This is a genomic window from Paenibacillus cineris, assembly GCF_018333335.1.
In the GTDB taxonomy this organism is placed as follows: Bacteria; Bacillota; Bacilli; order Paenibacillales; family Paenibacillaceae; genus Paenibacillus_AQ; species Paenibacillus_AQ favisporus.
Map to the genome: position 1 here is coordinate 2,371,798 of NZ_BORU01000001.1, position 12,567 is coordinate 2,384,364.

Consider the following 12,567-nt stretch of genomic DNA (forward strand, 5'->3'; position numbering starts at 1 on the left):
TGAAGCCGGCAAGCCGTATGGAAGTATCCTTACTGTACCGTATTTTATTGAGGAGGCTGTGTACATGAGCAAAGTTCGCGTAGGCATCATCGGCACGGGAGGCATCGCCGCTTGGCATGCCAGACAACTGCTGGAACTACCGGAGGTTCAAATTACAGCTTTGACGGACACCAGTGACAAAAATCGGAATGCATTTGTGGAAAAATTCGAGCTTCGCGAAGCCCGCCAGTATTCGAATTACGAGGACATGCTGGCACAGGCAGAGCTGGACGCGGTCGTGATCTGTTCACCGCACACCCAGCATTTTCAGCAGGCGCAGGATGTGCTCAGCAGCGGTCTGCATGTTCTGATCGAGAAGCCGATGACCTGCTCTTCGGCCGAGGCCGAGCTGCTGATTCATACCGCCGAGCAGGCGGGGAAAATTTTGCAGGTATCGTATCAGCGCCACTTTCAACCTGAGTTCCTGTACATAAGGGATGCCATTGCGAGCGGCGTCATCGGCAAGGTCACCTCGGTTACCGCTTCGCTGTATCAGGAATGGAGACAGGGGACGCCCGGTTCCTGGCGGCAAGACCCGGCGCTCTCCGGGGGCGGCTTCCTGATGGATTCCGGCAGCCACATTATCGACGTGCTGCTCTGGACCACCGGGCTGACGCCGGTAGACGTCAAACCGCAGCTGCATATGCATGGTGCGCCGGTCGAGATCGATACCTTTACCTCGATCCGGTTTGCGGAAGGCGCTGTGGCTGGATTGAATCTGGTCGGCTATGCACCTTGCTGGCATGAAACCTTTGTGTTCTGCGGCGAGGACGGCGGTATCTTCTATGACAACGGAAAAATCACGCTGCGGCGGCTGAAGCAGGAACCGATCGTCCCTGATCTGCCGGAGCAGACGACGAATCAGGACAAAAGCTTCATCGACGCGATTTTGGGACGGCATGAAGTATTGGTGCCTGGAGAATTCGCCCTGAAGGTTGTTAAGCTGTCCGAGATGATCTACCAGGCGGCAGGCTATGTCCCGCAGGCCGCATCGATAACAGAGGAGGAAAACGTCTAATGAGCAATCCTATCGGAATGCGGATACCACCCAAAATCGGTGCGGAAGGTATCCGGCAAACGGCTCTGTGGGCAGCAGAAGCCGGACTCGATATTCTGGATGTTCCGCAGCTGACTCCGGAAGTAAAGCAGGCGTGCGAGGAGGCCGGCATCGGGATCGGATCGGTCGATGCCCAGCAGACGGCAAAGCTTCTCAGCCGCGACGACTCTGTAAGAGAGGCGGCTGTGACCTCAGTAAAACAGCAAATGGAAGGAATTTCGGAACTCGGCGGCAGCGTCATGTTTATGTGTCTCGTCCCGGAAGACCATACGCTCCCACGCAGGGAGGGCTTCGCTATCTGGAAGGATACGTTTCCGGAACTGGTCCGCCATGCTGAGGAGAAGGGCGTTTATATGGCGATCGAGGGCTGGCCCGGCCCGGCGCCGTATTATCCGACGCTGGGATGTACGCCGGAAATGTGGAGAGCGATGTTCGAAGCGATCCCTTCGCGGCATTTCGGGCTCAACTATGATCCTTCCCACCTGGTCCGGCTGGGCATTGATTATCTCCGCGCTTTAAGCGAATTCGGTGACCGAGTCGTTCACTGCCACGGCAAGGATACGGAAATTTTGCACGATGAACTGTACGAGTGCGGCGTCATCCCCGCAACCTTTGGGGAGAAGTATGGCTTCTCCGAAGGGTCATGGCGCTATACGATCCCTGGGCATGGTGAAGTGGAATGGAGCAAGGTTGCCGTAAGGCTTGACCGGCTTGGTTATCAGGGAGCGGTAAGTATCGAGCTCGAAGATCACCGGTTCTGGGGATCGATCGAGGCGGAGCGGCAGGGGATCGTGAAAGCTGCCGAACATTTGGCTCAGTATTTTAAATGATTTGGACCGGCATATATATATGGCTGTCTTGAATGAAAGGCATCCAGGGGATTCAATCCCGTCATCATCCCGCCATCTCGTATGGCGGGATGATTATTTTTCTGTATCCTTGCCCTTATTTCCTGTGGTAACATCGGGATAACAATGACCGGACCGCGACGGCTCCGGCTAACCACACATGATTTGGAGCCTGCAACCTTATGGGAACACCTTACTCCGCTGTCCTGACTCTGATCGTATCCGCCGGTGTGTTAAATCTTCTGATGGGTTTATATGCCTTGTCGGGAAGGTCCAAGCTCACCATGGTGAGAACCTTTTTTGCGTTCAGCCTTTTGGCAGCCATTTATACGTTCGGGTCCGCGCTTGAACTTGCCAGCGGTTCGCTCGAAGAAATCAAGTTCTGGATCAAGTTCGAATACTTGGGCATGCCGTTTCTGCCTCCGCTGAATCTGCTCATCATTATGTCCTATCTCGGTATGGAGCGTTATTTGGGAAGGCGCCTCAAGATAACCATGTTCATCATTCCCGCGGTCACACTGCTGCTGGTCATGACGAACGATTGGCATCACCTCTATTACCGCGACATTGTCCTGCGGGCAGGCGGGTCCAGCCTTAAGGCGGACGTGGTGGGGGGTCCCTGGTATATTATTCAAGGTGCTTACACGTTCGGCTGCATGATCGGCGGTGTCGTGCTTCTGCTGAGGCACTGGCGGAGAATGCCTTCTTACCGCTTTCAGCTCGGCACGATGCTGATCGGCCTGGTGCTGCCGCTAGCCGGAGACTTTCTTTACCTGGGCGGTCTAACCCCTGAAGGGATGGATCCGATCCCGGTGATCATGACGGTGACTTCAGCGCTTTACTTATGGGCGCTTGTGTCCAAAGGATTATTTCACGTCGCTCCGATTGCCCGGGACAAGCTGTTTGCCAGCATGCGTGACGGGGTGCTGGTACTCGACAGGGACAACCGGCTGGTCGATTACAACCCTGCCGCCGGCGCCATGATTCCAGAGCTCGGCGTCTCGTCCATCGGGGAGCCGCTGGAAGGGCTGTGGGAAAAGCACGCCGGTGGACCGCTGCTTCATTACGATCCGGATACGGATAGCGGTTCAGCAGCGGATATTCAGGAATTGAACTGGCATATTGGAGAGAGGGACTTCAACTATCAAATCCGGACGTCTGTCATCCGCAATCAGGGCGGGCAGCCGGCCGGACGGCTGATCGTGCTGATCGATGTCACCGAGAAAGCGCGTCTTCAGGAAGAGCTTCGCCAGCTGGCTTACTATGACGGGTTGACGCGGATTTACAATCGTGCCCATTTTATGAAGCTGGCCAGCGGCCTGCTGTACGACTGCCTGAAACAGGAGGAGCCAATGTCGCTGCTGCTGTTCGACATCGATCACTTCAAGCGGATCAACGATGAGTTCGGGCATGATACGGGCGATGACGCCCTGATGCACATCGTCGAGGTATGCCGTGAGCAGCTGCGACCCGAGGATGTGTTTGGCAGGTACGGGGGCGAGGAGTTTGTGGTCGCCCTTCCGGGGCTCAGCCCGGTAGAGGCTGCCGGAGCAGCGGAGCGCATACGCGCCAGCCTTGCCCTGCAGCCGCTTGAGACAGTGGGCGGCCCACTGTCGATGACGGCAAGCTTTGGTGCCGCCGGCTTGCCTGCGGCGGGCTTGGCGAGAATGGAAGCAGCGGCGAGCGCGGAGGCGGGCGAGACTGGCCCGTCGTCAGCTTGGGTCCGTGATGGAGGTCTTACAGCGGGGATGGAAGACACATCCGCGGGAGTGCTCCCTATAGGAGGAGGCAATTGGCCGGATGCCGAGCTGCGGCGGCTGCTGAAGATGGCCGACCGGGCGCTGTACGATGCCAAGCGGGCCGGAAGAGACACGGTGCGGATTGCCGCGGAAATGTCCTGAACAATATTGCATGAAGGAAGCCAGCCCCTTGGGGCTGGCTTTATTTGTGTATATGCATAGTGTATATGAATATTACATGGTTACACTAATCTTCCGTTCCGGCGGCCGTCCTCGTTATGGATGCGTGTGACTGCCGGTATTCCCTTGGCGTCATGCCGGTAATCTTCTTGAAGAGCCCGTTGAAAAACGCGATGTCCGTATACCCTACGGCGCCTGAGATATCGTGAATCCGGCGGTGACTTGACCGGAGCAGGCGGCAAGCCTCCTGAATCCGGATCCGCTGCAGATACTTGATGGGTGTGAGTCCGGTATGTTTGACGAACAGCCTCTGAAACTGCCGCTCCCCAATCCCGAGCTCACCGGCAAGCTCCTCTACGGTAAACGGACGGCTGTAATGGCCATGAAGCATAGACAGCACATGGTCCATACCTACGGTAGGCGGCGCTGCCCCTTCCACCGCGGCTTCGTGAATCCGGATGATGCAGATCATCAGCTGAAGCATGCCTGCGTACAAGGCGGTTTCCCTTCCGGTACGTTCCACCGAATACTCACGATAGAGCCGTTCAAACCAGCCTTTGGCTTCGCCGTCACGGTCGCGGTAGTGCATGATTTCGTTAAAAGCCAGAAGCCTTCCAAGCTCATCGCCTCCAGGCACCATTTCCAAAATCTTGGTGGCATTCTCCATGGAAGTCAGGCAGTTATACACGATCAGCTGACGGTCCTTGGCCGTTGACCCCGGCCGGAACACATGCGAAGCGCCGATCGGAATGACGAACAGGTCCCCCGCAGATACGGACATGACCTCATCGCCTGTATGGTGATACCCGGTTCCTTCACTGACATAACTCATTTCCAGAAAATCATGGTGATGTTCGGTTAACTCATAGGACTCGGCGTTGCGGTTTACGAAAATCGAGAAGTCATCCCAATTGTTGAAATACTCCCTTCCGCTCAGCAGCCTTACCGTACGCTTAGGCATGATGATTATCCTCGCTATGTCGGAATTACCGGGTAAAATGTCGCTTTCACCTAAGTTACCCGGGGTGTTAATCATTTTATGATAAATAGGAGGATAGAACAAGATCTGGTTATGGAACGCTGGAAATGTTCCGCGACAAGGTGTATGGAAGCAGCCGAAAGGCTGGCGGCAGAATCTATTCCTGATATGGCAGTGTGATTCGAAAGCGTTTCCATGAAAGAGGACGAACTTGGTACAGAAAGGGGATGGAGGTATGGATGCTCATATCGCCGTTGACATCGGGGCATCAAGCGGGCGCCTCGTTCTCGGAAGGCTGAAGGATTCCAAGCTGACGCTGGAGGAAATCCACCGATTCGACAACGGCTTCCGTGAGCTGGACGGCTCTCTGTATTGGGATATCGAGCATTTGCTGGAGCAAATCGTTGCAGGGCTGCAGGCAGCCAAAAAGGCCGGCGTCGATTCCTGTACTTTGGGGATCGATACCTGGGCGGTGGATTATGCACTGGTCGACCGGGAAGGCAGGAGGCTTAGGGAAGTCTATGCGTACCGTGACCGGCGGACGGATTCGGCCCCGGCGGAGCTGGAAAAGCTGATTTCCCGCGAAGCCCTGTATGAGAAGACAGGCATCCAGCAGCTGACGTTCAACACGATCTACCAGCTGTTTGCACATGACCGGGAAGAACGGGCACGGGCAGACCAGGTTCTGCTCGTACCGGATTATTTGTATTTCCGTCTGTCAGGCAGGCGGATCAACGAAGTGACCAACGCGTCCACCACCCAGCTGCTGAACTTGCAGAGCCGGGATTATGATGCAGAGCTGTTGTCCATTCTCGGGATGCGGCGGGAACAGTTTGCCGCGCTGACCGAGCCGGGAACCCCCCTTGGAGGGCTGGACCCGGCACTTCAGCAGCGGTACGATTTGCCGTTATGCAGCCTAGTCGTTGCGGCAACCCATGATACCGCTTCCGCGGTGCTTGGAGTGCCCGCCCGTGAGGGGAGTTCCTGGGCCTACTTGAGCAGCGGTACATGGTCCCTTCTGGGCGTGGAGCGGGATCAGCCCCTGAACACGAAGGAAACGATGGCAGCGAACTACACCAATGAATGGGGCGCTTACGGAACATATCGTTTTTTGAAAAATATTACTGGCCTCTGGTTAATACAGGAAGTCCGCCGGCAGAGCGGAGACCGGTACAGCTTTGCTGAGCTGGTTCAAATGGCGGAGCAGAGCGAGCCTTACCGCAGTCTGATCGACTGCAATGACGACCGGTTCCTAAATCCGCCGGATATGGCGGAGGAGATCCGCCGCTTTTGCAGGGACACCGGGCAGAAGGTTCCGGAGTCGGTGGCCCAGGTGGCACGCTGCATCTTCGACAGCTTGGCTTTAAGCTACGGCACGTACTTGGATGAGCTGGAAACGCTGACCGGAGAACCCGTCGAAGTCCTGCACATTGTGGGCGGCGGAGCGAAAAACGAACTGCTCTGCCAGCTGACGGCGGACGCCACCGGCCGGGAGGTCTGCGCAGGCCCCGTCGAATCCACGGCGCTCGGCAACCTGATGGTCCAAATGATCCAAACTGGAGTGTTCAGCGATATTCACGAAGCCAGAAGAACCGTTGCCGAATCTTTTGAAGTGACCCGCTATATACCGGGCACACTCGCGGCCGGCGTGAAGGAACGCTGGAATAGGATCGTGAAGAAATGATCATTTACCAAATCCAATTTTCGGGAGGCAAGTAACATGGATCAACAAATTCGGAAGAGCTATGAGGATGCCAAAACGCTATATTCCCAGCATGGGATCGACGTCGACCAGGCGCTGGAAAAGCTGGCGCAAATTAAAATTTCGCTCCACTGCTGGCAGGGGGACGATGTGCGAGGTTTTCTGTTCAGAGACGCGGAGCTTAGCGGAGGAATTGCGGTAACCGGCAGTTATCCGGGACGCGCCGCCACACCGGATCAGCTGAGAGACGATCTGGAGAAAGCCTTGTCCTTGATCCCCGGCAAGCATAAAGTAAATCTCCATGCGATATATGCGGACACTGAAGAGAAGGTTGACCTTGACGAGCTCGAGCCCCGCCATTTTCAGCGTTGGGTCGATTGGGCCAAAGATCAGGGACTCGGTCTGGATTTCAATCCTACGTATTTCTCCCATCCGAAAGCGGCCGACGGTTTTACACTCAGCCATGCGGATGAGGAAATCCGCCAGTTCTGGATCCGCCACGGCAAGGCATCCCGCAAGATTGCCGAGCATTTCGGCCGCGAGCTGGGTCAGCCCTGCGTGACCAATAGCTGGGTACCTGACGGGTACAAGGATACGCCGGTCGACCGCCTGTCACCGCGCCAGCGGCTGCGCGATTCGCTTGACGAGATTTTCAGCGAAGAGATCGATCCGTCGTATAACATCGACGCGGTGGAGAGCAAGTTGTTTGGTTTGGGCTCCGAGAGCTACGTTGTGGGTTCGCACGAATTTTATATGGGCTACGCGCTGTCGCGGGGGAAAGCGGTCTGCCTCGATGCCGGGCATTTTCATCCGACTGAAGTGATCAGCAACAAGCTGACGTCCATCCTGATGTTCAGCGAACATTTGCTGCTGCATGTCAGCCGTCCCGTGCGCTGGGACAGCGATCATGTCGTAACGATGGATGATGAGCTGCTCGAAATCGCCCGCGAGCTGGTCCGGGGTGATTTGCTGCCGAGAACGAGCATCGGCCTGGATTTCTTTGACGGCAGCATCAATCATATTGCAGCATGGGTCATCGGCACCCGCAATACGATCAAAGCGCTCCTCCGGGCCATGCTGGAACCGGTGGATGAGCTGAAAAGGATCGAGCTTGCAGGCGATTTCACCTCACGGCTGGCTTTGACCGAGGAGTTCAAATCCTACCCTTTCGGGGCCGTGTGGGATTACTACTGCGCTTCGCAGGGCGTGCCTGTACGTGAGCAGTGGCTGCATGAAGTGAAACGCTATGAGGAGCAAGTGTTATCCGCTAGATACAGCCTGGTTCAGAACTCTTAATTTCTGGCATTGCTTAGAATGAAGTGCTTTAAATAACAGTAGCGACGCCGCATCCGGCGTCGTTTTTTTATAATACCAGAAAGTATAAACTCCAGGGCGATGGCTTCCTGATATTGCAAGAAAAATTACCTTTAAACGCGGTCTGTCTTCTTTGAAAGTACGTCGATAGACGTTTTTTTACGTCGGCAATAACCGTATCGTCTGGCCTGGCAGGGCAGAATTATTTTCGCATCATACATCTTGCTAAGTTTAGTCCTACAAGCGGCTTGACCGTATTAATGGGATATCCGCGCACTGCTAATTCGTTCTGTATCTGTTTCCGGCTGGATGAAAAGACGTGAATTTGTTCTATGGGATGCATCAATTTGTGTATGACACGGGGGTTGGGCCTCGTGCTACGATAACCGTGCGCATGAGCGTTCTGACAATTTGAAAGCGCTTTATATTGTGGGCAGGATATAGTCTCATGCTTCAGGCATATGAAGGGGTTACTTTACCTAAAGGAGGCTGAAGATATGAAAAAAGGAAGACCGTGGAAAACCGGAGCGGCGGCGTTGATGCTGGCTACACTCCTGCCGTCCGGGATGGGCAGCGCTGACGCGGCATTGACCGAGGTGCCATATGCCATGGATTCAAGCAACCAAGCGGGTTGGTGGACGCCCCTCGAAACGTATGGAACGGGATTGGAGTACGCCTACATGGCGTATAACGCGCCGGGAAGCGCCGAGTCAACGCATAAAGTATATATCGCGAGGCGGGACGGGAACGGAGGATGGTCCAATATTCCAGTCATGAACGGAAGCTCGGTTGCAGAATACAGCGATGATTTGGGACATAATCAGCCCTCGATCGCGCGGGACGGGAGCGGCAGGTTTCACGTGTTCGCTTCGATGCACCACGAAGCATGGCATTATTTCCGGTCCGACACGGTAGGGGGCGCGCCGCAAAACCATTCCGCCGATATGCCAACGCCTTCCACGTTTAAAGGCACCTATCCCGTCTTGACCACGGCACCGAACGGAGACGTATACCTGTTGATCCGGTCCGGCGAAGACGCCGCCGGCTACCGGTCAGGGCAGCTGTTCCGGTGGGATAACGCGGCTTCCACATGGTCCAAGGTGGCCGTGATCGGCTCGTCCTTGAACAAATCGTTCTACCCTGATGATCTTGTTTTTGATGCGAACGGCGACCTTCACATTTTGTTCGAGTGGTCCGCATTTGCAGCCAGTCCGCTGCGGCATGAATTGTCTTACGTCAAATACAGCCCATCGACAGGCAGCTTCACCAAGGCCGACGGCAGCGCCGTTTCCCTGCCGCTGACGCCGGGAACCGCCGATATCATCCAGCCGCTCGCCCCGACCGAAGCGTATGTTCAGACGGGAAGTGACCCCGGTGGCCCCGGTGTGCAGAGCGCCAAACTGGCCGTCGATTCGTCCGGCAATCCCGTCGCAGCCTACCGCTACCGGGAGGAAGGCAGCACGACCTTTTCCGTGAAGTATGCATCCTATGGAGTCGACGGCTGGAACCTGCAAACCGTGTATAACGCTTCCGAGACCAAGGCAGCCATTGATATTACATGGGCCGGCTCGGTGCCGCGGGTGTACTACGCCAAGAGCAGCGGTACGGACCGCGCATTTATGGCCGCACCGACGGGCGGGGGCTGGAGCCAAACGTCCATCGCGCCAGGCAAGCCGATCGAGCGGCTTAGCGTGGAGCGCAATGAAAACGGCGTCGATATTATGTACCTTGTGGACGTCACGAACCGCAAGCTGTATTACGGTAGAAACTGAGCCTGCGATCTTGCTGAAAGCGAGATCAAATTATACGTATAAATCTCCTGAAGGACCGCATGAGGGTGCGGTTCTTTTTTCGTTAACCGGCAGGACCAACAGCGGCGTGTCAATAGAACGATTTGATGCTTTTTTCAGGGCTGCACACTACAAATTTACGCTCTTAAACAAACCTTGTTATCTAGGGACATCGTGTGAGATATAATGGGAGCACCAAGTGTAAAAAAGGAGTTCTCGTTATGCGGAAATGGCTCGGTCACCTCATTCCCCACAAGCTGAAATACCGGTTGTTTGCCCTGTTTGCGCTCGTCATTTTGCTTCCGTTCAGCGTGCTGAATTTGTACAATTACCAGAAAATCGAATCGCTTGTCCAAAATAAAATCAGCGAGCAGAGCCACGAGCAGCTGGACAATCTGCACCGGTCACTCGAGGATCAGCTCAGCATTGCGTTCAAGACGCTGATTTTCCTGGAACAGGACACCGAGGTGAGGCGCATTCTGCAGAAGCCGGAGGAACGGTCGGTCCTGGATAACAAAGAGATCATGGAGGACAAGTTCAAAGGGCTCAACAACAGCTTTTTCCTGTACAATCCGTCCGTTTATTTCACGCTTCTCGACAACAGCGGCCATGTGTATACATCCTATCCGCCGAATACTTCCCTGAATTACAACCAGATTGCATCTAACGCATCTTTTAAGGCGCTTAAGGAATCCAAGTCCTCTTATCTCTGGGTGTCCGACGAGGCCAATTACGTGTCACGTGACATCAGTAAGAGCCCGAGCCTGCTGTCTTTGTACGCCGAACTGCGCGACCGGAGCAACAAGGCTTACGGCTTGGCACGCATCAGCATCGATTTTTCCTTCTGGTTTCAATCCATGCTGCAAAAATCCGAAAGCGATCAAGCCTACTTTATCATGACCCGTACCGGTGAGGTGATCGCAAGGTCGATTCCCGATTCGTCATTGTCTGCCGCAGCCGTCAAAGAAATCGCAGACATGCCGCAGAGCGGTCATTGGACGGATCAGCAGTCCGACACGCTGGTGAATTACAGCTATTTGTCTTCCCTGGATTGGTATCTGGTGGATCGAATACCGCTTCATCTGCTGTTCCGGGAAATCGAAACGCTGAAGAAGCAATACTTTGTAACCTTTTATGCCATTACCGCCGCGTTTATTGCGGTTGCGTTCATGATTGCCCATGCGTTTACAAGGCCGTTGTCGCATATGCAGATCAAGATGAAGGAAGCAGTCCGCAAGGATTTGCGGATCCGGCTGCCTGAGAAGCGGTACAAGGGAGAAATTTTGGAACTGACCCGGACGTTTAACACGATGATGGTCGATATGAATGGTTTGGTCCAGCGGCTGCGGGCCGAAGAACGGCAGAAGGATGCGGTGCATTTTCAGATGCTGCTGGCGCAGATGAACCCCCATTTCCTGCTGAATACGCTGAATACGATCAAGTGGATCGGCCTGCGGAGCGGTAGCGAAGAAACCGTCGAGATCTGCCTGTCGCTCGGAAAGCTGCTCGAAACGAGCCTCAACTCCGACGTGGACCTGATTCATCTCCGGGATGAAATCGAGCTTACGCGCGCCTTTCTTTATATTCAGCAGGTGCGATATGGGAACCGCTTTCAAGTGGAGTTCAGCTATGATGAGGAGCTGGTGTATGCGCTGGTGCCGAAGCTGAGCCTGCAGCCCTTGGTGGACAATGCAATCAAGCACGGCATCGGCAATATGGCCGAAGGCGGACGGATTCTGATCCGGATGGGGCGCAGCCCGCTGCTGCAGGACCGGCTCACTCTGGAAGTCGAAGACAATGGCATCGGCATCGATCAGTCCAGCAAAAATCAGGGCGAAGCCCGCAAGCGTCCGAGCATCGGATTGCAAAATGTGAGGGAGCGGCTGCGCCTTTTGTTCAAGGACAAAGGGGAGCTTGAGGTCATCCCGCTTGAGCAGGGTACGCTGTGCCGGATGCACCTGCCCGTGCTGCTGTCCGAGCCCTACGAGAATACGCGTCAATCGATATCATGAACGATCTAAATGGAACTAAAATGTTGGTCCGGCTGATTTCTTGGAATGTGCAATTGTTCTAAGTCTGAGCTGTGACTTTCTTTGGTTCCTTCTATCTAGCTGTTAAGGAGTGAACGCGCATGTGGAAAGTGCTGCTGGTTGAAGACGAAACCTTCGTGAGGGAGTCGGTCAAGGAGATCATCCGGTGGGAGGAGATGGGCTTTACGCTTGCGGGCGAGGCGAGCAATGGGTTGGAAGCGTTACCGATAATCATGAACGACCCGCCGGATCTGGTGCTGTGCGATATCGTTATGCCGCAGATGGACGGCCTTGAACTTCTGCAGGAAACGCGGAAAGCCGGCATCGGGTCCAAGTTCGTCATGCTGACCTGCATCGGGGACTTTGAATCCATGCGCCGAGCGATGGAATACGGTGCCTCCAACTATATTTTGAAGCTGTCGATGAGTGTGAAGGATCTACGGGAGACGCTGTCCAAAGTGAGCAGGGAGCTGTCTGCCCGGCAGCCGCAAGTTGAACGTCCGGTTCGGCAGCCGGCGGCCCGGGAGAAGATTACGCACCCGGAAGTGAACAAAATTATGGAGTATATCGAACAAAACTACGATCAGGACATCACGCTCAAATCGCTCGCCCGTTATGTCATGATGGGGGAAAACTACGTCAGCGCCTTGTTTAAAAAGAAAACCGGGGAGACCTTGATCCATTATCTGCACCGGACGAGGGTCGAGAAGGCCATCGAATACTTGACGACGACGGACCTTCCGGTCAATCGGATCTGCCAGAACGTTGGTTTTATGAACGACAACTATTTTATTAAAATTTTTAAACGGATGACGGGGATGACCCCGAGCCAATACCGGATGAAGCAATAGAACAAAATGCATATTCAGTATCTGTCGCGAGCCGCCGA

At 54.8% G+C, this 12,567-nt stretch carries 9 protein-coding genes; 8 read left to right on the plus strand and 1 reads right to left on the minus strand.

Features of this window, described 5'->3' with window-relative positions:
- The first annotated feature begins 64 nt into the window (after positions 1 to 64).
- The 3 genes from KI379_RS11215 to KI379_RS11225 all read left to right on the plus strand — a co-directional run bounded on the left by KI379_RS11215 (position 65) and on the right by KI379_RS11225 (position 3,845).
- Complete coding sequence (locus tag KI379_RS11215; RefSeq protein WP_076166373.1) at positions 65 to 1,057, plus strand: Gfo/Idh/MocA family protein; 993 nt, start codon at positions 65 to 67, stop codon at positions 1,055 to 1,057.
- Positions 1,057 to 1,926 (plus strand): sugar phosphate isomerase/epimerase family protein, encoded by an 870-nt coding sequence (locus KI379_RS11220; RefSeq protein WP_076166370.1) that lies wholly within the window; start codon positions 1,057 to 1,059, stop codon positions 1,924 to 1,926. The genes KI379_RS11215 and KI379_RS11220 overlap by 1 nt, the downstream gene beginning before the upstream one ends.
- Positions 1,927 to 2,126: 200 nt before the next feature.
- Positions 2,127 to 3,845: a histidine kinase N-terminal 7TM domain-containing diguanylate cyclase gene (locus KI379_RS11225; protein ID WP_212983596.1), complete on the plus strand. Its 1,719-nt coding sequence runs from the start codon at positions 2,127 to 2,129 to the stop codon at positions 3,843 to 3,845.
- A gap of 85 nt (positions 3,846 to 3,930) precedes the next feature.
- Here the strand turns inward: KI379_RS11225 and KI379_RS11230 are convergent, their stop codons facing one another.
- Positions 3,931 to 4,824, minus strand: coding sequence for an AraC family transcriptional regulator (locus KI379_RS11230; RefSeq protein ID WP_212983597.1), 894 nt, complete (start codon positions 4,822 to 4,824; stop codon positions 3,931 to 3,933).
- 253 nt (positions 4,825 to 5,077) lie between these two features.
- Between KI379_RS11230 and rhaB the strand changes: the two genes are divergently transcribed.
- From rhaB to KI379_RS11255, 5 genes are all read left to right on the plus strand, one after another.
- Positions 5,078 to 6,526 carry a rhamnulokinase gene (gene rhaB / locus KI379_RS11235; protein WP_212983598.1) on the plus strand — a complete coding sequence of 483 codons (1,449 nt, stop codon included), beginning with the start codon at positions 5,078 to 5,080 and terminating at the stop codon, positions 6,524 to 6,526.
- A gap of 36 nt (positions 6,527 to 6,562) precedes the next feature.
- Entirely contained in the window at positions 6,563 to 7,840 is a 1,278-nt protein-coding gene (gene rhaA / locus KI379_RS11240) for an L-rhamnose isomerase (protein WP_212983599.1), read from the plus strand.
- A gap of 515 nt (positions 7,841 to 8,355) precedes the next feature.
- Positions 8,356 to 9,630, plus strand: coding sequence for a BNR-4 repeat-containing protein (locus tag KI379_RS11245; RefSeq protein WP_212983600.1), 1,275 nt, complete (start codon positions 8,356 to 8,358; stop codon positions 9,628 to 9,630).
- 239 nt (positions 9,631 to 9,869) lie between these two features.
- On the plus strand, positions 9,870 to 11,660 hold the full coding sequence (locus KI379_RS11250; RefSeq protein ID WP_212983601.1) for a sensor histidine kinase: 1,791 nt from the start codon (positions 9,870 to 9,872) through the stop codon (positions 11,658 to 11,660).
- A 119-nt stretch (positions 11,661 to 11,779) separates the two neighbouring features.
- The gene (locus tag KI379_RS11255; protein ID WP_212983602.1) at positions 11,780 to 12,529 is read left to right on the plus strand and encodes a helix-turn-helix domain-containing protein; all 750 of its coding nucleotides are present in this window, start codon (positions 11,780 to 11,782) and stop codon (positions 12,527 to 12,529) included.
- Positions 12,530 to 12,567 lie beyond the last annotated feature (38 nt).

Coding starts and splice junctions, on each gene's coding strand:
- KI379_RS11230 (WP_212983597.1), bottom strand. CDS start 4,824: ATGCCTAAGCGTACGGTAAGGCTGCTGAGCGGAAGGGAGTATTTCAAC.
- KI379_RS11245 (WP_212983600.1), top strand. CDS start 8,356: ATGAAAAAAGGAAGACCGTGGAAAACCGGAGCGGCGGCGTTGATGCTG.
- KI379_RS11215 (WP_076166373.1), top strand. CDS start 65: ATGAGCAAAGTTCGCGTAGGCATCATCGGCACGGGAGGCATCGCCGCT.
- KI379_RS11225 (WP_212983596.1), top strand. CDS start 2,127: ATGGGAACACCTTACTCCGCTGTCCTGACTCTGATCGTATCCGCCGGT.
- rhaB (WP_212983598.1), top strand. CDS start 5,078: ATGGATGCTCATATCGCCGTTGACATCGGGGCATCAAGCGGGCGCCTC.
- KI379_RS11220 (WP_076166370.1), top strand. CDS start 1,057: ATGAGCAATCCTATCGGAATGCGGATACCACCCAAAATCGGTGCGGAA.
- KI379_RS11250 (WP_212983601.1), top strand. CDS start 9,870: ATGCGGAAATGGCTCGGTCACCTCATTCCCCACAAGCTGAAATACCGG.
- rhaA (WP_212983599.1), top strand. CDS start 6,563: ATGGATCAACAAATTCGGAAGAGCTATGAGGATGCCAAAACGCTATAT.
- KI379_RS11255 (WP_212983602.1), top strand. CDS start 11,780: ATGTGGAAAGTGCTGCTGGTTGAAGACGAAACCTTCGTGAGGGAGTCG.